The organism is Microbispora sp. H10670, assembly GCF_014161385.1.
GTDB lineage: Bacteria > Actinomycetota > Actinomycetes > Streptosporangiales > Streptosporangiaceae > Microbispora > Microbispora triticiradicis.
On the sequence record NZ_JABBWW010000007.1, the window covers coordinates 92,965 to 112,734 of the forward strand.

The following is a 19,770-nucleotide window of genomic DNA, read 5'->3' on the forward strand; positions in this document are numbered from 1 at the left end:
CCTCCCTGTGCCCTGGAAACACCGACCCTGGCACTCTGTGTTCCCGAGTGCCAAGTGTACGGCTACCACCGCTCAGCGTGCGATAACGAGCAGACGATCAGGGGCAACACGCCGTGAATCCGGGCGCAACCGGCGGGCCGGCGGCCCGGGATTTGCTAGCGTTCCCCGCATGTACGGGCGGGACGTGCTTTCCGGAGACTGGCGGCGGCCACGGCGGGGGCAGATCCCCGAGATCCCGGCCGAGCCCGACCTCGTGGTCGAGGACGCCGAGGGCCGTTTCTGCGGCGCGGTGGTGGACTGCGACAGGGAGGCCGTGACGCTGGAGGACCGCTTCGGGCGGCGGCGGGTGTTCCCGCTGACCCCCGCCGGGTTCCTCCTCGACGGCAGGCCGGTGACGCTGGTCCGTCCCCAGGCCCGGCCGTCCGGCCCGTTGCGGAGCGCCTCCGGGTCGATCGCGGTCGAAGGGCTGCGCGCCCAGGTCGCCAAGGAGAGCCGCATCTACGTCGAGGGCGTCCACGACGCCGCGCTGGTCGAGAAGATCTGGGGACACGACCTGCGTGTCGAGGGGGTCGTCGTCGAGTTCCTGGAGGGCGTCGACGACCTGCCCGCGATCGTCGGGGAGTTCGGCCCGGAGCCGGGCAGGCGGCTGGGCGTGCTCGTCGACCACCTGGTGCCCGGCTCCAAGGAGAGCCGCATCGCCGCCCGGGTCTCCGGCGCGGACGTGCTCGTCGTGGGGCACCCCTTCGTGGACATCTGGCAGGCGGTCAAGCCCCGGGCGCTCGGCATCCAGGCGTGGCCGGACGTGCCGCGCGGCGTGCCCTGGAAGGAGGGCGTGATCGCCGCGCTGGGCTGGCGGATGGACCCCCAGGAGGCGTGGCGGCACATCCTCGGCCGGGTCACGACCTACGCCGACCTGGAGCCCGAACTGCTCGGCCGCGTCGAGGAGCTCATCGACTTCGTCACAGCCCCTGATCAGTCGGATTGAGGGGTCAGACGGATCAAGGGGTCAGGTCGCGTACGACGGCGTCGGCGAGGAGCCGGCCGCGCAGCGTGAGGACGGCCCGGCCCGCCTTGAACGCCTCGGTCTCCAGCAGCCCGTCCCCCAGCGCCCGCGCGCAGGCCGTACGCGCCTCGGGGGCGAGGTCGGCGAGCGGGAAGCCCGAGGCGAGGCGCAGCTCCAGCATGACGCGCTCGACGGCCCTGTCCTCCGCCGTCAGCACCTCCCGGGCGTGCGCCGGCGAGGTCCCGTCCGCCAGGCGGGCGGCGTACGCGGCGGGGTGCTTGACGTTCCACCAGCGGGTGCCGCCGACGTGGCTGTGCGCCCCCGGGCCCACCCCCCACCAGTCGCCGCCGGTCCAGTAGAGCAGGTTGTGGCGGCAGCGGGCCTCGTCCCCCGCCGCCCAGTTGGAGATCTCGTACCAGCTCAGGCCCTCGGCCGTCAGGGTCTCCTCGGCGATGAGATAGCGGTCGGCCGCCACGTCGTCCTCGGGCATCGGCAGCTCGCCGCGCCGGATGCGGGCGGCGAGCCGGGTGCCGTCCTCCACGATCAGGGAGTACGCCGAGACGTGGTCGGGACCGGCCGCCAGAGCGGCCTTGAGCGAGGCCCGCCAGTCGTCGTCGCTCTCCCCCGGCGTGCCGTAGATCAGGTCGAGGTTGACGTGCTCGAACCCGGCCGCGCGGGCCTCCCGTACGGCCTCGGCGGGCCGGCCGGGGGTGTGCCGCCGGTCGAGGACGGTGAGGACGTGCTCGCCCGCGCTCTGCATGCCGAAGCTCATCCGGGTGAAGCCGCCCTCCCGCAGTTCCTTCAGGTAGGCCGGGTCGACGGACTCGGGGTTGGCCTCGGTCGTCACCTCGGCGCCCGGCCGCAGGCCGAACTCCTCGCCGACGGCGTCCAGGATCCGTACGAGGTCGGCGGCGGGCAGCAGGGTCGGCGTGCCTCCGCCGAAGAAGACGGTCTCGACCGGCGGCGCGGCGTCCCCGAGCACGCGCCGGGCCAGCCGCACCTCCTCGATCGCGGTGGCGGCGTAGTCCCGCTGCGCGGCGCCCGGCCCCAGCTCCGCGGCCGTGTAGGTGTTGAAGTCGCAGTAGCCGCAGCGCGTCGCGCAGAACGGCACGTGCACGTAGAAGCCGAACGGACGGGAGCCGAGCCCGTCGAGGGCTCCGGGCGGCAGCGCGCCGCTCGCGGGGACGGGATCGCCGTCGGGAAGCACGGAAGGCACGCCTCCAGTCTGCCGTCACTCGCGCGGTGCCGTTGACGGGGTGATCGGAGGGGTCTACGATCGGCGCAATTTACAGGAAACTTTCCTATAAGTTGTGCCCGGAGGCCGGCGTGCTCATGAGAAGGACACTCGCCGTGGCGGTCGCCGCCACCCTGGCCGCCGGGCTCGCGCCCGCCCAGGCCCAGGCCACGACGGGCGGGGACCGCTACAAACGGGTGGCGTACTTCATCCAGTGGGGGGTCTACGGCCGGAATTTCCACGTGCGTGACGTGGACGCCAGCGGCGCGGCGGCGAAGCTGACCCATCTCAACTACGCCTTCGGCTTCGTCGGCCCCGAGGGCACCTGCTACTCGGCGGACCCCTGGGCGGACTGGCAGCGCCCGGTGCCCGCCGAGCAGAGCGTCGACGGCGTGGCCGACGCCGACGACCAGCCGCTCAAGGGCAACCTCGGCCAGCTCAGGAAGCTCAAGGCCCGCCACCCCGGCCTCAAGGTCCTCATCTCCCTCGGCGGCTGGACCGGATCGAAGTACTTCTCCGACGCCGTTCTCACCTCCGCCTCCCGGGCCCGGCTCGCCGCCTCGTGCGTCGACCTGTGGCTCAGGGGCGACCTGCCCGGCCTGCCCAGCGGCGCCGCCGCCGGAGTGTTCGACGGCATCGACCTCGACTGGGAGTGGCCCGGCTCCTCCGGAAACGACGGCAACGTCATCCGGGCCGAGGACAAGCAGAACTTCACCCTGTTCCTGGCCGAACTCCGCCGCCAGATGCGGGCCCACGACCGGCGCGCCGAACTCACCGCCTTCCTCCCGGCCGCCGCCGCCAAGATCGACGCCGGTTTCGAGGTGAAGAAGGTCTTCGGCCTGCTCGACTTCGCCACCGTCCAGGGCTACGACCTGCACGGGCCGTGGGAGAACCACACCGGGCACCAGGCCAACCTGCTCACCGACCGCCGCGACCCCGGCCCGGTCAGGTACAGCGTCGACCAGACCGTACGCGACTACGTCGGCCGCGGGGCGCCCGCCCGCAAGATCGTCGTCGGCGTCCCCGCCTACGGCCAGGGCTGGACCGGGGTCACCTCCGGCGGCGACGGCCGCTACGCCCCCGCCACCGGTCCCGCACCCGGCACCTGGGCCGCCGGCAGCGACGACTACAAGAACCTCGTCGGCAAGCCCGGCAGGCGCTACCGCGACCTGCTCACCGGCGCCCTGTGGCTCTACGACGGCAACGAGTTCTGGTCCTACGACGACCCCGCCGTCATGCTGCGGAAGGCCGCGTACATCCGCCTCAAGGGCCTCGGCGGCTCGATGCTGTGGTCCATCGACCAGGACGACGCCGAAGCCTCCCTCACCTCCGCCCTCTACTCCGTCCTGAGGTGATCCGGCCTGGGGAGGGGGCCACCCCCTCCCCAGGCCGTGACGTCAGGAGGTCAGGGGCTGGTGCAGGTGGCGGTGGGGGTGGCCGCGCTGCCGTTGGCGGTGAAGCCGAACGTCGTGGACGCGCCCGCCGCGATAGAGCCGTTGTAGGACTCGTTGGTGACCGTCACCGAGGAACCGGACACGCTCTGCCGGCCGTTCCACAGGCTGCTGATGCTCTGCCCGCCCGGCCAGGTCCACTTCACGGTCCAGCCGTTGACCGCGGAGCCGCCCGCCTGCACCGTCACCTCGGACTGGAACCCGCCGCCCCAGCTGTTGATCGTCTTGATCGTCGCCGAGCATCCGCCGGGAACCGGGGACGTCGACGGCGAGGCCGACGGGCTCGCACTGGGACTCGCGCTCGGGCTCGCACTGGGACTCGCGCTCGGGCTCGCACTGGGGCTGGCGCTCGGGCTGGCGCTGGGGCTGCTCCCAGGGCTGCTGACCCGGTAGACCACCGTGCCGTGCGCCGGAACGCTGGCGGAGATCGTGCCGCTCGTGGTGCTGGTCGCGTTGCTCCAGGCGTCCGTCAGCGTCACCGTGCCGCCGGACTTGCCGATGGCGGAGGTGGTCGTCGAGACCGTGGTGGTCGAGCCGCCCTGGTTGAACAGGGCGACCGCGACGTCGCCGTTGGCGAGCTTCTTGGCGAGCACGCGCCGGGTGCCGTCGTTGGACACCTGGGTGGCCTGCAGGCCCAGCGAGTCCTGGTTGATCGCGATGAGGTTCTTGTTCTTGAGGATCGTCTGCGTCGCCGAGTCCATGGAGCGGATGTCGTTGCCCGCGATCAGCGGGGAGGCCATCATCGCCCAGAGCGCGAAGTGGCTGCGCATCTCGGTGTCGTTCATGCCGCCCCGGCCGATCTCCATCATGTCCGGGTCGTTGAAGTGCCCGGGACCGGCGTACGAGGCGAGCGGGACGGTGACGTTCACGATGTTCTGGATGCCCATGGGATAGCCGTTGGTCTGGCCGGTGTCCCACTTGTTCGTGATGTCCTCGGTGGTGCGCCACATGTTCGCGACGTCGCCCCAGTTGCGCTGCGGGCCCGTCTTCGAGTGGATGCTGTTGGGGTTGATGCTGTAGACGATCGGCCGGCCGGTCGCCTTCAGCGCGTCGCGCATCTTGGCGAACGTCGTGACCTGGTCGTTGATCGTGCCGTTCGGGGAGCACCAGTCGTACTTCAGGTAGTCGACGCCCCACGCCGCGAACTGCCGGGCGTCCTGCGCCTCGTGGCCCTGGCTGCCGGTCGCGCCGGGATAGCTGTTGAAGTACTGCGCGCAGGTCTTGTCCACGGGCACCTGGTAGATGCCGAACTTCAGGCCCTTGTTGTGCAGGTAGTCGCCGAGCGCCTTCATCCCGCTGGGGAAGCGGGAGGGGTCGCCCTGGATGTTGCCCGACGAGTCGCGGTTGGGGTTGAACCAGCAGTCGTCGACCACCACGTACTGGTAGCCGAGGTCGCGCAGGCCGCTGTTGACGATGGCGTCGGCCATCCCCCTGATCAGCGACTCGTTGATGTTGCAGCCGAAGGTGTTCCAGCTGTTCCAGCCCATCGGCGGGGTCCTGGCCACCCCGTTCTCCAGTGCCTGCGCCGGGCTCACGGTGGTAAGCGCCACGGCGCCCGACGCGAGGGCCAGCGCCGCCGTGACGGCGGGGACCAGCGTCGTGCGGATGCGTTTCCTGTCCATCGGCATCGCTCCTCAGCGGGTGCGCTTCAACTGACGGGGATGTTAGCGTTAACAACCGCCCGTGATCGTCGCCGATCACGTGCCGGCCGTTGCGTATCCCATTGGCGAAGGTCCGGTGGCGGCCGCGGACGGCGCCACGGCGCGGAGCCAATCCCATGCGCGGGGAACGGTCAAGACACCCGTGTGCGCGATGCCGGGGCACGAGCCGGGGCCGCACCGGCCTGATCTGGGCGCGGGAGCCCGAGGCGGGCCGCCCGGCCGTGGAGCACCGGCTGTAACTTTCACCTCCCGCCCGTCCGGCGAGAGGCGACCGGCTCACATGCTCGCGCGCCCGCCGTCACACCGTACGGCCGAGGTAGGCGAGGAGGCGCCGACGCGCACGATGGAGATCAGGAAGCGGGGGCCTCGGTGCGGCTTCCGAGCACGCGCTGGGCGACCCTGTCCCACTTGTCGCTGCGGCCGGGCTGGGCGAGGATCCGCCGCAGCAGGTCCCCGTCGCCGTGGTAGGCCCGGAACGCCTCGCCGATGGTCACGCCGTCCGCGGGCCGGTCCAGCACCTCGATCTCGTCGCCGGCGCCGAGTTCGCCCTCCTCGATCACGCGGAAGTACGCTCCCGTGCGGCCCGCCTCGGTGAAGCGCCTGACCCAGCCGCGCTCGTCGAGCCAGTTCCGGAACACGACGCAGGGGATGCGGGGATAGGTGACCTCCAGGACGGCGGTGCCGACCCGCCAGCGCTCGCCAAGGAGCGCCCCGGTCAGGTCGGCCCCCGATGTCGTGAGGTTCTCCCCGAACCGGCCGTCGCGCAGGTCCCGGCCCATCCGGGGCTCCCACCAGTCGTAGTCCTCCCGGGCGTACGCGTACACCGCCTGGTCCCGGTGCCCGTGGTTGGCGGTGTCGGCGCGCTCGTCCCCCGCCAGGCCGTTCCCGTGTACGGCGACGCGCCCCTCGGCGCGGCGCTTGTCGATGGCGGTACGCCGGAGGTCGCCGGCCCATTCCGCGTCGGCGGCCCGGCCCACGTTCACAGAGAGGATGCGCATGGCCAAACGTTAACGGATGGTCATGTTTCCGCGCGATCCCATTAAGTTGTCATGAAACCAGACAGGGAGTTACTTCTTGGTCTTGTCCGGGGCCTCGGACGAGAGGGCGGCGACGAAGGCCTCCTGGGGGACCTCCACGCGGCCGACCATCTTCATCCGCTTCTTGCCCTCCTTCTGCTTCTCCAGCAGCTTGCGCTTCCGGCTGATGTCACCGCCGTAGCACTTGGCGAGGACGTCCTTGCGGATCGCGCGGATGTTCTCGCGGGCGATGACGCGGGCGCCGATCGCGGCCTGGATCGGGACCTCGAACTGCTGCCTCGGGATCAGCTCCTTGAGCTTCTTGGCCATCTCCACGCCGTAGGCGTACGCCTTGTCGCGGTGGACGATGGCGCTGAACGCGTCGACGGTCTCACCCTGGAGCAGGATGTCCACCTTGACCAGGTCGGCCGCCTGCTCGCCCGACGGCTCGTAGTCGAGCGAGGCGTACCCCCGGGTCTTGGACTTGAGCTGGTCGAAGAAGTCGAAGATGATCTCACCGAGCGGCAGCGTGTAGCGGATCTCGACCCGGTCCTCCGACAGGTAGTCCATGCCCTGGAGCTGCCCGCGGCGGCCCTGGCACAGCTCCATGATCGCGCCGATGAACTCGGCCGGCGCGAGCACCGTGGCCTTCACCACCGGCTCGTAGATCTCGCCGATCTTGCCGGCCGGGAACTCCGAGGGGTTGGTGACGACGTGCTCGTTGCCGTCCTCCATGATCACCCGGTAGATGACGTTGGGCGAGGTCGAGATCAGCGACAGGTTGAACTCGCGCTCCAGCCGCTCCCGCACGATCTCCATGTGCAGCAGGCCGAGGAAGCCGCAGCGGAAGCCGAAGCCGAGCGCCGCCGACGTCTCCGGCTCGTACACGAGCGCGGCGTCGTTCAGCCGCAGCTTGTCGAGGGCCTCGCGCAGCTCGGGATAGTCGTCGCCGTCGATCGGATAGAGCCCCGAGTAGACCATCGGCTTGGGATGCTCGTAGCCGCCCAGCGCCTCCGCGGCGGGCTTGAGCGCGTTGGTGACCGTGTCGCCGACCCGCGACTGGCGGACGTCCTTCACGCCGGTGATCAGGTAGCCCACCTCGCCGACGCCGAGGCCCCGGTCGGACGGCATGGGCTCCGGCGAGATGACGCCGATCTCCAGCAGCTCGTGCTGGGCGACCGTCGACATCATCAGCACGCGCTCACGCTTGGACAGGTGCCCGTCCACCACCCTGACGTACGTCACCACACCCCGGTAGGTGTCGTACACGGAGTCGAAGATCAGCGCGCGGGCGGGGACGTCCGGGTTGCCGACGGGCGCCGGGACGTGCTCCACGACGTGGTCGAGCAGCTCCTTGACGCCCGCACCGGTCTTGCCGGACACGCGCATCACGTCGCCGGGGTCGCACCCGATGAGGCCCGCGATCTCCTCGGCGTACTTGTCGGGCTGCGCGGCGGGCAGGTCGATCTTGTTGAGCACCGGGATGATGTGCAGGTCGGCGTTCATGGCCAGGTAGAGGTTGGCCAGCGTCTGTGCCTCGATGCCCTGCGCCGCGTCGACCAGGAGGATCGCGCCCTCGCACGCCTCCAGCGAGCGCGACACCTCGTAGGTGAAGTCGACGTGGCCCGGTGTGTCGATCATGTTGAGGACGTGGCCGTTCCAGGGCAGCCGCACGGCCTGCGACTTGATCGTGATGCCCCGCTCCCGCTCGATGTCCATGCGGTCGAGGTACTGCGCACGCATCGACCTGTCGTCCACGACGCCGGTGAGCTGCAGCATGCGGTCGGCGAGTGTCGACTTGCCATGGTCGATGTGCGCGATGATGCAGAAGTTGCGGATCAACGCGGGGTCGGTCTGGCCAGGCTGAGTGCGCACCGGAGTCCGTTTCAACAGGGTGTGGTCATACAGGTTTCGAGTGACTGCTGGTCGATCGGGCCGCCCTCGCCTCGCGCTCGGCGGGCCCTCTCTCGGCTGGCGGACCAGCCACCCTCCATGGTGGCATGTCCGGGTGCTTGCCTTGACCACCAGACGGACCATCAGACGCGTTCTCCGCTGGACCGCCCTCGTCGCGGCCGTTCCGCTCGCGCTCGGCCTCGCGGCGGCGGCCGCGCTGCGCGTCCAGTTCGCCGGGACACCCGCCGCCTGGACGCGGACCACCGGGCACGACGCCCTGTGGATGGGCCACGCCTGGGTGGACGGCCGCCGCACGGAGGCCGACGTCCGGGCCCTCGCCGTACGGCTGCGCGCGAGCGGGATCAGGGACGTCTACGTCCACAGCGGGCCGTTCAAGTACGACGGGACCCTGCCGCCAGACCGCTACGCCAACGCCGGAAATTTCCTGAAATGGTGGCGCAAGAATCTGCCCGGTGTCCGGGTGTCGGCCTGGCTCGGCCAGACGGTCAACGACAACGGGAAGGCCCACCTGAGCCTGGCCGACGCGGCGACTCGGGCCCGGATCGTGGCGGGCGCCCGTGACCTTGTCACCCTCGGCTTCGACGGGATCCACTACGACTTCGAACCGGTCTCCGACGGGGACGGGCCGTTCCTCGGCGTGCTGCGGGAGACGCGGCAGGCCATCGGCGCCCGGCTCCTGTCGGTCGCCACCCAGCAGATCGAGCCGCTGACCGGCATGCGCGCCCCCACCGCCCTGGCGATCGGACACGACAAGTACTGGACGCCGGACTACTTCCGGCAGGTCGTCGGCCTGACCGACCAGGTCGCGATCATGACGTATGACTCCGGGACGCCCCTGCCGTCCCTGTACGGCGGCTACGTCGCGCGGCAGACCTCGCTCGCCCTCGATCTCGTGCCCGAGGACAAGACCCTCCTCATCGGGGCGCCCGCCTACCACGACCACGGCATCGCGTACCTCGACTACGCCGAGAGCGTCGAGGCAGCGGCCGAGGGCGCCCGGCTGGCGCTCGGCGAGCACGGGCCTCGCACCGAGTTCGGCCTGGCCCTGTACGTCGACTTCGCGGCCACGGAGGAGGACTGGAGGGAGTACGAGACGGCCTGGGTGCGCGGAGGAGCCGGAGGAGGGTCCGCCGAGTCGCTCGGGCGGGCCGATGTGCGGACCCCGGCCGTCGTGCCGCGATAGCATGAACACAGGGCGGCCCGTCGTCGCGGATTTGAGCGATGGCCCGGGCTGTTGGTATCCTGTCCAACTGCGTGTGGCGCGCCCTCTCACGAGCCCGCGCGCCCCATCCGACCAAGACTTAACACTGAGGCTTTCTTCGTGGCGAACATCAAGTCCCAGATCAAGCGGAACCGGCAGAACGAGAAGCGCCGGCTGCGCAACAAGGCCGTCAAGTCGTCCCTGAAGACCGCGGTCCGCAAGTTCCGCGAGGCCGCCGACCAGGGCAACGTGGACGACGCCCTCGTCGCGCTCCAGGCCGCGTCCCGGCAGCTCGACAAGGCCGTCAGCAAGGGCGTGATTCACAAGAACCAGGCCGCCAACCGCAAGTCCGCGATCGCCAAGCGCGCCGCGGCTCTGCAGGGCGCCAAGTAGTTCCGCACCGAGCGCACGCCGCATCTTCCCTGATCGGAAGATGCGGCGTTTTCGCGTTCCCGGCGCCCGCCCCTCGGCCTTTTCCCGCAATGAGTACCGCAATCGAGGCCTCCTCCGGCGGGGCCCTGCGGTGAGGCCGCTCGCGTGTAGGAGAGGCCCCGATGGGTGGCCCCGTTGACCGGCTGTCGCCTCGCTCCGCCCGCGAGTGTGTCAGCGGGCGGTGCGGCTGGCGACGATCGTGTGGATGGCCTTCTCCAGCGCGTACCCCGGGTCGGCGCCGCCACCCTTGACCTGCTCGTCCGCGACGGCGACCGCCTGGAGGGCGGCGGAGATGCCGTCAGGGCCCCAGCCGCCGAGCTGGCGCTTCACCCGGTCGATCTTCCACGGCGGCATGCCCACGTGACTCGCGAGCTGGCCGCCGCGGAGGTTGCGGGGCGCGCCTCCCACCTTGGCGAGCGAGCGCAGGCCCCCCGCCAGGGCGCTGACGATCAGCACCGGAGCCACGCCCGTCGCCAGGGCCCAGCGGACCTGCTCCAGCGCCTCACCCAACCGGCCTTCCACGGCCAGATCCGCGATCGTGAAACCGCTGACCTCGGCCCGCCCCCGGTAGTACTTCGCGACCGCCGCCTCGTCGATGTTCTTGCCCTGCGTGTCGAACGCGAGCTGGCCGCACGCCGCCGAGAGCTCCCGCAGGTCGCTGCCCACCGCGTCGAGCAGCGCCTGCGCGGCGGCGGGCGAGATCGTGCGGCCCTCCCTGCGGACCTCGGCCTTGATGAAGTCGAGCCGCTCCCCCGCCTTGGTCGGTTTGGCCACGGTCACGACGTCGGCGCCCGCCTTCTTCACCCCGTCGACCAGCGCCTTTCCCTTGGCCCCGCCGGGATGGGCCAGCACCAGCACCGCCTCGTCGGCCGGGCGCGCGGTGTACTTCACCACCTCGGCGACGACGTCCTTGGGCAGGTCCTGCGCGGCGCGGATCACGATGACCGACCTGTCGCCGAACAGCGAGGGCGAGGTGAGTCCGGTCAGCTCCCCGGGCTCCACCTTGCCCCCCTGGAGGTCGTGCACCTCCGCCCCCGGGTCCTCGGCGCGGACCGCCGCCACGACGGCCCGGACCGCCCGATCGGCCAGGAACTCCTCGTCGCCGACGATCAGGGTCACGGGTGCTGCGTTCGCCATGGCACGCAGCATGCCACGCCGGCCCGGCGCCGGCACACCCGGCGCCCGGCGCGTTCGCGGCGCCATCCGCCGTCTGGCGGCACACCCGGCGCCCGGCGCGCTCGTCGCGGCCCCGCATCGGCCGTCCGGCTCACGCCCGATGGGAGCGAGCCGGGCGGCCGGGCGACGAGCACCCCGCCGCGGCCGTCACCGGAAGCCCCCCATCGACGTCACCGCCGGCATGGCCGGGTTCGCCCGCCGAGATGCTCGATGCTAGGCCCGGGTGGCCGCGGTGCGACCCCGGGCCTGGCCGGCCGGCGTCTGGGCGGCGGTCTCCCTGGCCTTCTCCCGCTCCTCCATCTCCTGCGTCCGGCGAGCTGTCCTGGAGAGGTCCTCCAGCTCGTGCGCGGTCTCCTGGAACTCCTGCGCGGCCTCCCTCGTCATCCTGCCGACGAGCCTGCGGCCGCGAAGAGCCATGTCCTCGTAGACCTCGTTGGCTTTGGCGATGGCGTAGGGGCCCACGCCGGCGAGGGCGCAGAATGGCTTGGACATCGTGATCCTCTTGACCGGTGTCGTCACTTGGTCACTCTCCGTTAAGTTCGCTCTGGCGAGGCTGCTCGGTTCCGTCTGTCTTGGTCAGGGGAGGAACGGCACGTCCTCATCGGCAGGCGGAACGGGCCGGTGCTCTCCGGGTTCCGCCGCCGGGGCCATGCCTGGAGTGCGCGCCCGCTCCCCGACAGGCGAGCGCACACCGGCACCATCCCCGCACTCGTCCCAAGGACACCGGGCAGGAAAGCAAGCGCGGATCAAAGAGCGGCGTCGAAGGCCCCCGCGGCACAGCCGATGTCCAGCCGGCAGCGGGGGTCATCTGCCGCGTACTACCACGGCGAGACGACCGTGGTCGGCGACGACCGCGATGTCTCCCGACAGGTCCGTGCGGTAGGGACGCATGCCGAGGCCGCGCAGGCGGCGGAGCGTCACCTGGGCGGGATGCCCGTAGTCGTTGACCGCGCCGACGCTGACGAGGGCGGCCCGGGCACCCGTGGCGGCGAGGAACGCCGGCGCCTGCCGGGACGATCCGTGGTGGGGCACCTTCAGCACGTCCACCCGGGGGACGCCACTGCGCAGCAGGGCCTCCTGCGCCTCCGTCTCCAGATCCCCGGCGAGCAGAGCCGCGCCCAGGGGCGCTCCCTGGTCCCCTCGCACCCCCGATGCGCCCTCCGCCTCCTGTGCCTCACCTACCTGTGCCCCGCCTTCCTGTGCCTCACCTACCTGTGCCCCCTCCGTCGCAGGGGTGACCAAGGCCCCTGGCTCCCCCGAGGGGCCATCGGGCTCTCTGACCGTGTGGGCTGTGGCCGTTCGCGGCGGGCCGGACCAGCGCACGAGCAGCACGACGCTGGCGTTGTTGGCGATGGAGCCCTCTCCGGTGCCCTGGGGCACGGCGCCGGGCTCCGGCGCCAGCACGGTGATCTCGGTGGGCCCGAACCGCCACCGCATGCCGCGCACGGCCCGCCACTCCGGGATCCGGGCCGCCTGGAGTTGCCGCGAGACCCGGCCCGCCTCCCCTTCGGGCACCCGGCCCGGGCTGACCACCACCGCACCGACCGCCCGGCCCCGCAGCACGCCCGGGAGCCCGCCGACATGGTCGAGGTGCGGGTGCGTGAGGATGACGAGCGGCACCTGCCGCACGCCGAGGGCACGCAGGCAGCGGTTGGCGGGGGCGGGTGCCGGTCCCGCGTCCACCACCACCGCCCGGCCGGGACCGGCGGCCAGCACCAGGGCGTCTCCCTGCCCCACGTCACAGGCGACGAGCAACCATCCGGGCGGCGGCCACGGCGAGACCACCGGCACGGCCACGAGAGCGGTGAGCAGCGCCCCCGCCGCGAGCGCGGCCGCGAAGCGCCTTCGTGCGCGGCCCCGGAGGACGACCCAGCCCACCAGGGCCACCGCCGCCAGCGCGGCCAGGCCCGGGGCTCCCCCCGGCCACTCGGCGGTGGCGAAGGGAAGGTCGGCGGCCCGCCGCGCCACGGCGGTGATCCAGCCGACGGCCCATCCGGCCGGACGCACCAGCAGCCGGGCCAGGTCCATGCTGATCGGGGCGGTCACCGCGGCGGCGAACCCCAGCACGGTCGCCGGGGCGACGGCGGGTTCGGCGAGCAGGTTGGCCGGGACCGCGGCCAGGTCGAGCCGCCCGGACATCAGCACCAGCAGGGGCGTGACCGCCACCTGCGCCGCGACCGTCACGGCCAGCGCCTCGGCGAGCAGCCGGGGCATACGGGGCATACGGCGCTCCAGACGATCCCGCCAGCGCGGCGCGAGGACGAGGATGCCGCCCGTGGCGACGACCGACAGCGCGAACCCCCACTCACGGGCCAGCCAGGGATCGAACACCAGCAGCCCGAGCACGGTGGCGGACAGGGCGGCCAGACCGTCCCTCGTGCGGCCCGTGCCGAGGGCGAGGGCGGCGACCATCCCCATGACGAGAGCGCGCAGCACGCTCGGCGACGGCCTGGCCACGATCGAGAAGGCGAGCATCGCGATGACCGCGACGACCGCCCGGACGGCGAGGGGCAGCCCGGCGAGGCGGCTCAGTGCGAGCACCGCGCCCGCGACGATGGCCAAATTGGTCCCGGATACCGCGGTCAGGTGGCTGAGGCCCGCCGTCGTCATGTCGAGGCGCACCTCCTCGTCCATGCGGGACACGTCGCCGACGACCAGTCCCGGCAGCAGGCCGCGCTGATCCTCCGGCAGCACGTCGCTCGCCTCGCGCAGTCCCGCGCGCAACACCTCGGCCGCACGCTGCACGGCGGACGGGACGCCGATCGGTTCGGGCGGCCCACGGACGAGCAGCACCGCGGCGACCGGCTCGCCCGATCTCGCCGGGCTCAGCCTTCCGCGTAGCCGGACCCGCTGGCTCGGCAGCAGTGCGCGCCATCCGGCGGCGGGACCCAGCAGCACGACGGGGACGTCCACGGCGTACCGCTCCCGAAGGGCAGACACGAGCAGGAGCCTCGCCCGCACCACGGCCGTGTCGCGGCGTGTTACGCCACCCGGGTGCGGCCGGATGCGCGGGTCGTCGGTGATCTCCGCCTCCACGGAGACCGCCGCCTCACGCCGGGCCAGATCCGGCACCGGCCCGGTCGTCACCCCGTGCACCCTGAACGCCACCACGGTCGCGGTCACCGCCACGGACGCGAGCACGGCGAGCCCGGCCCGTGCGGCGGCGCCCGGCCCTCCCGCCCGCCGCCGTCGCCGGGACGCCGTCGTCCGGAGGACGGCGGCCGCGCCGGCGGCGGTCAGCGCCACCGCCACCCCGATGACGACCGGGCAGGTCAGCAGCACGACCGCCGCGAGCCACGCGGCCAGCGCCGGAGCCACCAGAGCCACCGGACCCGCGCCTCCCGGACCCGAGCCCACCAGACCCGAACCTCCTGGACCCGAACCTCCCGGACCCGAGCCCACCAGACCCGAACCTCCTGGACCCGAACCTCCCGGACCCGAGCCCACCAGACCCGAACCTCCTGGACCCGAGCCCACCGGAACCGTGCCTGCCGGACCGGTACTTGCCGGACCGGTACTTGCCGGACCGGTACTTGCCGGACCGGTACTTGCCGGGCTGCTCCGGTCGGCGCGGCCACCGGCCTCGGCCCTGGGCAGGCCGGGCTCGCCTCCGCCGTCCCCCGAGGACGACGCCCTGTGGAAGGGCGTCTCACCGAAGACGGCCGGAAGGGCGGTGGAGAGATGGCGGAAAGGCTCGGCGGGCATCAGACGGTGACCTTGTCGCGGAGCTCGGCGAACTTCCGCTCCCCGATGCCGGGAACGTCCTTCAACTGGTCGACGCTCTGGAAACCCCCACGTGCGTCCCGGTAGTCGACGATGCGTTGCGCGATCACGCCCCCGACCCCGGGCAGCGCGTCGAGTTGCCCGGCGGTGGCGGTGTTGAGGTTGACGACGACGCCTCCCGGCATCGCCGCCCCTTCCGGCGGGGCGTCCGGACCGGCCGCCGCACCGGACGGGGCGGGGCCTCCGACGGTGATCTGCTCGCCGTCCACCACATGCCGGGCGAGGTTGACGCCGCCCGGGCTCGCTCCCTTGCGGAGGCCCCCCGCGGCCTCGATCGCGTCCGCCACCCGCGCGCCTGGCGGAAGGACGAAGACTCCCGGCCTGCGGACCCTGCCCGTGACGTAGACCACGGCCCGCGTCGCCGGGCCGGACGACGGACCGCCGAATCCGCCCACTCCAGGCGTGTAGGCCGTCGCGCCCGGCTCACCGGCCTTCGTCCGGTCCGGACCCCGATCCGGATCGTGACCCGCACCTGGACCCGTTCCGGGGCTGGAGAGCGCCGCGGAACGGGCGCCGGGGCCGGACTCCAGACCGGCGGCCGGGAGCGGCGGTGCGACGGGTTCGGCCACCGCACGCGACCGCCACACGACGACTCCGGTGACGACCGCGGCGAGCAGACCGATGGCCACCAGCACCCGCAGGCCCGGCACCCCCGGATCCATCCACGCCAGAGTCCGGCCCAGCGACGTCCGCTCCAGGGCCCCCAGGACGGGCATCCCTCGGCCGATTCGGTGCGGCGCTTGCCCGGACGCCGTCCGCTCCGGTTCCTCCGGGCCCGGCACCTCATGGTCAGCTCTGCCAAGCGCCCGGCCCGACATCGTCCGCTCCGGCGCCTCCTGACCCGCCACCCTCTGGTCAGCCCCGCCGAAAGCCCGGCCGGACGTCGTCCGCTCCGGCGCCTCCTGACCCGGCGCCCTCTGGTCAGCCCCGCCGAAAGCGCTGCCGAAAGCCCGGCCGGACATCGTGCGGGGCCGCGCTTCGGCACGCCCGGCCGCGGGCGGCGACGGCGGCCCCTCGTACGGCGCGGACTCCCCGGACGGCTCGCCGTCCTCCTCCTCCGGCCGCGAGACCGTCCCCCGGTGATCCCGGTGATTCCACCCGCGGGCTTTCTCCGCCAGGTAGGGGGCGCCGAACGACGGCGGCGGGCCAGGCGGGGACGGCACCGATCGCAGGCGCGCGGACGGCGGGACCGGATCCGCCGGTCGCAGCAGCCCACGCAGGCGGGACTCACCGACCGCGACATCGCGTACGGCTCCGCGGAACTCCTTGCTCAGCACGCCAAGGACGGTAGACACACGGCGTACACCCGGCGGATCCCGAACGTGGTTCTGTGGACAACCATCGGACCCGGCCCCGGCGCTGCGAAAAAGCGCCGCCCACGCGACGCGGCGCCCCAGCACTACGGACACGCGGCGTGGGAGGGCGGCGCCCGGCGTACGGCGTGGATCAGTCCGCGACGCCGGGGGCGATGGTGACGCCGAGCACTCCGGGCCCGGTGTGGGCGCCGAGGACCGGCCCGATCTCGACCACCCACATCCGTACCAACCTGGGCAGCCGCGCCGTCAGGCCCTTCATCAGCGCCTCGGCCCGCTCGGCCGCCATCAGGTGCTGCACCGCGACGTCGACCGGCCGTTCGCCGGCCTCCTCCACCACCAGGTCCTCCAGGCGGGCGAGGGCGCGGCTCGCGGTGCGGACCTTCTCCAGCACGGTGATCTCGCCGTCGGCGAGACGCAGCAGCGGCTTGATCGACAACGCCGAGCCCAGGAGGTTGGCCACGCGGCCGATGCGTCCGCCACGACGGAGGTATTCGAGTGTGTCGACGTAGAAGACCGTCTCGGAGGCGGCGGCCCTGCCGCTCGCCACAGCGGCCACCTCGGCGGCGGGGGCTCCCGCTCCGGCCGCCCGGGCGGCGGCGAGAACCGCGAACCCCAGTCCCATCGCGATCGACCGGCTGTCGACCACCTGGACCGGTACGGGCGCCCCCCGGGCGGCGAGGCGGGCGGAGTCGACGGTGCCGGACAGCGCACCGGACAGATGGACGGAGACGATCTCGGTGGCGCCTGCGGCGGCCGCCCGCTCGTACGCCTCGGCGAACCGCGCGGGAGACGGGCGGGAGGTGACGATCGGCGAGCGGCCCTGCAGGGCGTGCGCGAGAAGCCCGGCGTCGAACGGGGTCACGTCGTCGATCTCGTGGTCCCCGAGGATCACCTGAACCGGTACGACGGTCACGTTCCATCTACCGGTCGCCTCTGCGCCGAGATACGCCGTGGAGTCTGTGACGACCGCGACGGATGGTGACATATCGCGAGATTACCCGGCGGTGATCGCCCTAGCCTGGCCGAACTTCGTCTCCTACTCGCAACTCGCCGAGATTCGTGGGCACCAGGCGGACGCCGAACCAGGTGTTTCCGTCCCAGCGGCGGTGTTTGGCCAGGGTGCGCAGGGGCTCCTTGCCGCGCTCCTGAGTGGTCGGGTCCCAGATTGTGGCGGCGCAGCGGTCGCACAGCACCGAGACGCGGCAGTCGATCTCGCCGATGCGGACCGACGTCCAGGCGTCCTCCGCGAAGGGTTCCGCGCCCTCGACGATGAGGTTGGGCCGGAAGCGGGCGACGTCGAGGGGGTCCGGGGGAGGCTCCTGGCGTTCCATCGCGCCTTCGGCGATCCAGTCGTCCAGGCGCCGGAGCGAACTCCTGGAGACGAGATGGAGGGGCCCGTCCCAGAGGCCGCCGGTGTGTGCGGCGAGGGTCCGGCGTTCGGGTTCGTCCAGCCAGACGAGGCGGGCGGGCTGGCCGAGCAGGCGGGTGAACCATTCGTGGGCGTCGGCGTGGGCGAGCACGGCTCGGTCGAGGGTGGAGCAGCTCAGCGAGATCGTGTCGCCGGCGGCCGGGGGAACCTTGAGTTCGCCCATGTCCTTCGCCGACAGGTGGAGGCCGCCTTCGGGCGTCTCCACGGCCGAGACCGAGAGGAGCCGGGGGTGTTCGCCCACCCAGATCAGTTCGCCCATCGGGTCGACCACACCCCAGCGGCGGTCGCCCTCCAGACCCCAGGGCAAGACCTTGGCAGAGAGGCGGGGAATGCCTTTGCCGGACTTGATGGGGTAGGTGCGGATCTCGGCGAGTTCCATTGGACAAGGATAGAAGAAAGCGCTCTCTCGGGGTACGGGAGCGTGTCCACGGGGTGCCGGGGCGGGGTCTTCGACCCCTCTGAAATGTGCGTTTCCCGTGCTCTTCGACGTGGCGGCGGGGACCGTCCGCCGGCAGTCCGGGAACCGCTTTCCGTGAAACTCTCATCGCGGGCGCCGCCGGAGGACTCGGCGTGCCGGTGGCGCAGCGCCTCCCCGGCCGGGCCGGGCGCGCCGGCGCCGCCCGCAACATGCTCACAGCCCGGGCCTTACCGCGCGAAACTCAATGCGTAGGACGCTACGCGCGAAGAACTCAATGCGCAGGGCTCAGCGCACAGGACGCTACGCGCGAAGAACCCAACGCACAGAACTCAGTGCGCAGAGCTCACTGTACGGGGACGCCGCCCCGCCAGACGCGCCGCGGCTTCAGGCCGAACGACCAGGCGAAGGCGCCCTCGTGGTCGGCGTCCCACTGCACGATGTCGGCGAGACGGCCGGGGGCGAGGATGCCGCGGTCCGGCGCGCCGAGAACCTGGGCGCCGCCCAGCGTGGCCGCCCGCAGCGCGTCGCCGACGCTCATCCCGAACGCCGCCACGGCCAGGCTGATCACCAGGGACATGGAGGTGATGCCGCAGTGGCCGGGGTTGTGGTCGCTGCCGAGCGCCACGGGCACGCCCTGGGCCAGCATCCGGCGCACCGGCGGGAGATGCCCCACCTGGAGCGCCGCGCCCGGGCAGACGACCGCGGGCACGCCGTACCTCGCCATGAGGGCGATGTCCTCGTCGGAGGCGTGGTGGAGCAGGTCGGCGGAGGCGCAGCCCATCTCGGCGGCGAGCTGGACGGCGCCGCGGCGGTTGTACGCGCCGGCGTGGACGCGCGGCAGGAGCCCGACGTTGCGGCCGGAGGCCAGCACCCAGCGGGCCTCCTCGGCGGTGAAGTGACCGTCGTCGCAGTAGACGTCGACGCTGTCGGCCCCGGCTCCGGCGGCGTCCGCGCACCAGGAGGCGACCGCCTCGACGTAGTCGCGCTGACGGCCGAAGTATTCGGGCGGCACCACATGGGCGGCCAGGAACGTGACGTGGACCCGCGGCATCATCGGCTCTTTCTCGAGCTCACGCAGGAGCCGCACGTCGGCGAGCTCGCCGTCGCGGGTCAGGTGGTAGCCGGTCTTGGCCTCGACGGTGGTGGTGCCGCTGAGCAGCCACTCGCGCAGCCGCTCCCGCACGCCGTTGCAGAGGGTCCAGGGGTCGGTGCCGCGGGTCACCGTGACGGTCGAGCCGATGCCGCCGCCCGCCGCCGCGATGGCCGAGGAGCTGGAGCCACCAGAGCGCATCGCCATCTCGGCGTACCGGTTGCCGGCGTACACGGGATGGGTGTGCGCGTCGATGAGGCCGGGCGTGACGAGCGCTCCGCCGAGGTTCTCCACGTGGTCGACGTCGACGATGTCGTCGACGACCCCCGGAACGCTCTGCGGGAGGTCCGCGGCGCGGCCCACCCAGGCGATGCGGTCGTTGTGCACCAGGATCGCGGCGTTGCTGCACACGTCGTGCCCGGTCCACAGCCGACCGATGTTGGTGAGAAGGCGAACGGTCATCCGACCACCTGCCGGTCACCCCTGGACGTCGAGCGGCCCCAGCCGGTGGGCTCCGGGCCCGCCGTGTCCGCTTCGTATTCGGACGTCATTGGGGGTCTCCTGCCTCATCGCGCACGGGGTTGTTGTGCGATGACCCTACCGCCGGGGTGTCGAACCCGGGCGATTCAGTTCAGTTACGTTATTT

The 19,770-nt window shown here is 72.3% G+C and carries 15 protein-coding genes; 4 read left to right on the forward strand and 11 right to left on the reverse strand.

Features of this window, described 5'->3' with window-relative positions; translation table 11 throughout:
- The first annotated feature begins 169 nt into the window (after window positions 1-169).
- Window positions 170-985 (forward strand): DUF3097 domain-containing protein, encoded by an 816-nt coding sequence (locus HHX33_RS12630; protein ID WP_182874746.1) that lies wholly within the window; start codon window positions 170-172, stop codon window positions 983-985.
- 13 nt (window positions 986-998) lie between these two features.
- On the opposite strand, the gene hemW is transcribed toward HHX33_RS12630, so the two are convergent.
- Window positions 999-2,219, reverse strand: coding sequence for a radical SAM family heme chaperone HemW (hemW, locus tag HHX33_RS12635; RefSeq protein WP_111697208.1), 1,221 nt, complete (start codon window positions 2,217-2,219; stop codon window positions 999-1,001).
- A 116-nt stretch (window positions 2,220-2,335) separates the two neighbouring features.
- On the opposite strand from hemW, the gene HHX33_RS12640 reads away from it, so the two are divergent.
- Window positions 2,336-3,592, forward strand: coding sequence for a glycoside hydrolase family 18 protein (locus tag HHX33_RS12640; protein WP_182874747.1), 1,257 nt, complete (start codon window positions 2,336-2,338; stop codon window positions 3,590-3,592).
- 50 nt (window positions 3,593-3,642) lie between these two features.
- On the opposite strand, the gene HHX33_RS12645 is transcribed toward HHX33_RS12640, so the two are convergent.
- From HHX33_RS12645 to lepA, 3 genes are all read right to left on the reverse strand, one after another.
- Window positions 3,643-5,310, reverse strand: coding sequence for a cellulose binding domain-containing protein (locus HHX33_RS12645; RefSeq protein ID WP_220501754.1), 1,668 nt, complete (start codon window positions 5,308-5,310; stop codon window positions 3,643-3,645).
- Window positions 5,311-5,699: 389 nt separating this feature from the next.
- Entirely contained in the window at window positions 5,700-6,347 is a 648-nt protein-coding gene (locus HHX33_RS12650) for an MOSC domain-containing protein (RefSeq protein WP_182874748.1), read from the reverse strand.
- Window positions 6,348-6,416: 69 nt separating this feature from the next.
- Window positions 6,417-8,240 (reverse strand): translation elongation factor 4, encoded by a 1,824-nt coding sequence (gene lepA / locus HHX33_RS12655; protein ID WP_182874749.1) that lies wholly within the window; start codon window positions 8,238-8,240, stop codon window positions 6,417-6,419.
- Between the two features lie 142 nt (window positions 8,241-8,382).
- Between lepA and HHX33_RS12660 the strand changes: the two genes are divergently transcribed.
- Window positions 8,383-9,462, forward strand: a complete 1,080-nt coding sequence (locus HHX33_RS12660; RefSeq protein ID WP_182874750.1) for a glycosyl hydrolase family 18 protein — start codon at window positions 8,383-8,385, stop codon at window positions 9,460-9,462.
- Between the two features lie 138 nt (window positions 9,463-9,600).
- The gene (gene rpsT, locus HHX33_RS12665; RefSeq protein ID WP_111697213.1) at window positions 9,601-9,873 is read left to right on the forward strand and encodes a 30S ribosomal protein S20; all 273 of its coding nucleotides are present in this window, start codon (window positions 9,601-9,603) and stop codon (window positions 9,871-9,873) included.
- Window positions 9,874-10,083: 210 nt separating this feature from the next.
- Here rpsT and holA read toward each other — a convergent pair whose 3' ends face one another.
- The 7 genes from holA to hutI form a co-directional block, all read right to left on the reverse strand.
- Window positions 10,084-11,049: a DNA polymerase III subunit delta gene (gene holA / locus HHX33_RS12670; protein ID WP_220501755.1), complete on the reverse strand. Its 966-nt coding sequence runs from the start codon at window positions 11,047-11,049 to the stop codon at window positions 10,084-10,086.
- A 252-nt stretch (window positions 11,050-11,301) separates the two neighbouring features.
- On the reverse strand, window positions 11,302-11,580 hold the full coding sequence (locus tag HHX33_RS12675) for a hypothetical protein (RefSeq protein WP_182874752.1): 279 nt from the start codon (window positions 11,578-11,580) through the stop codon (window positions 11,302-11,304).
- A 312-nt stretch (window positions 11,581-11,892) separates the two neighbouring features.
- The gene (locus HHX33_RS12680) at window positions 11,893-14,415 is read right to left on the reverse strand and encodes a ComEC/Rec2 family competence protein (RefSeq protein WP_310741346.1); all 2,523 of its coding nucleotides are present in this window, start codon (window positions 14,413-14,415) and stop codon (window positions 11,893-11,895) included.
- A 377-nt stretch (window positions 14,416-14,792) separates the two neighbouring features.
- On the reverse strand, window positions 14,793-15,587 hold the full coding sequence (locus HHX33_RS12685; RefSeq protein ID WP_220501756.1) for a ComEA family DNA-binding protein: 795 nt from the start codon (window positions 15,585-15,587) through the stop codon (window positions 14,793-14,795).
- Between the two features lie 730 nt (window positions 15,588-16,317).
- Window positions 16,318-17,172 (reverse strand): DegV family protein, encoded by an 855-nt coding sequence (locus tag HHX33_RS12690; RefSeq protein ID WP_182874753.1) that lies wholly within the window; start codon window positions 17,170-17,172, stop codon window positions 16,318-16,320.
- Window positions 17,173-17,200: 28 nt separating this feature from the next.
- The gene (locus HHX33_RS12695) at window positions 17,201-17,995 is read right to left on the reverse strand and encodes an MOSC domain-containing protein (protein WP_182874754.1); all 795 of its coding nucleotides are present in this window, start codon (window positions 17,993-17,995) and stop codon (window positions 17,201-17,203) included.
- 382 nt (window positions 17,996-18,377) lie between these two features.
- Window positions 18,378-19,586 carry an imidazolonepropionase gene (gene hutI / locus HHX33_RS12700; protein ID WP_111697217.1) on the reverse strand — a complete coding sequence of 403 codons (1,209 nt, stop codon included), beginning with the start codon at window positions 19,584-19,586 and terminating at the stop codon, window positions 18,378-18,380.
- Window positions 19,587-19,770 lie beyond the last annotated feature (184 nt).

Bases quoted from the DNA above. Each gene is read 5' to 3' on its own strand.
- HHX33_RS12630 (WP_182874746.1), top strand. From the start codon at position 170: ATGTACGGGCGGGACGTGCTTTCCGGAGACTGGCGGCGGCCACGGCGG.
- HHX33_RS12640 (WP_182874747.1), top strand. From the start codon at position 2,336: ATGAGAAGGACACTCGCCGTGGCGGTCGCCGCCACCCTGGCCGCCGGG.
- HHX33_RS12645 (WP_220501754.1), bottom strand. From the start codon at position 5,310: ATGGACAGGAAACGCATCCGCACGACGCTGGTCCCCGCCGTCACGGCG.
- HHX33_RS12650 (WP_182874748.1), bottom strand. From the start codon at position 6,347: ATGCGCATCCTCTCTGTGAACGTGGGCCGGGCCGCCGACGCGGAATGG.
- holA (WP_220501755.1), bottom strand. From the start codon at position 11,049: ATGGCGAACGCAGCACCCGTGACCCTGATCGTCGGCGACGAGGAGTTC.
- HHX33_RS12675 (WP_182874752.1), bottom strand. From the start codon at position 11,580: ATGTCCAAGCCATTCTGCGCCCTCGCCGGCGTGGGCCCCTACGCCATC.
- HHX33_RS12685 (WP_220501756.1), bottom strand. From the start codon at position 15,587: ATGCCCGTCCTGGGGGCCCTGGAGCGGACGTCGCTGGGCCGGACTCTG.
- HHX33_RS12690 (WP_182874753.1), bottom strand. From the start codon at position 17,172: ATGTCACCATCCGTCGCGGTCGTCACAGACTCCACGGCGTATCTCGGC.
- HHX33_RS12695 (WP_182874754.1), bottom strand. From the start codon at position 17,995: ATGGAACTCGCCGAGATCCGCACCTACCCCATCAAGTCCGGCAAAGGC.
- hutI (WP_111697217.1), bottom strand. From the start codon at position 19,586: ATGACCGTTCGCCTTCTCACCAACATCGGTCGGCTGTGGACCGGGCAC.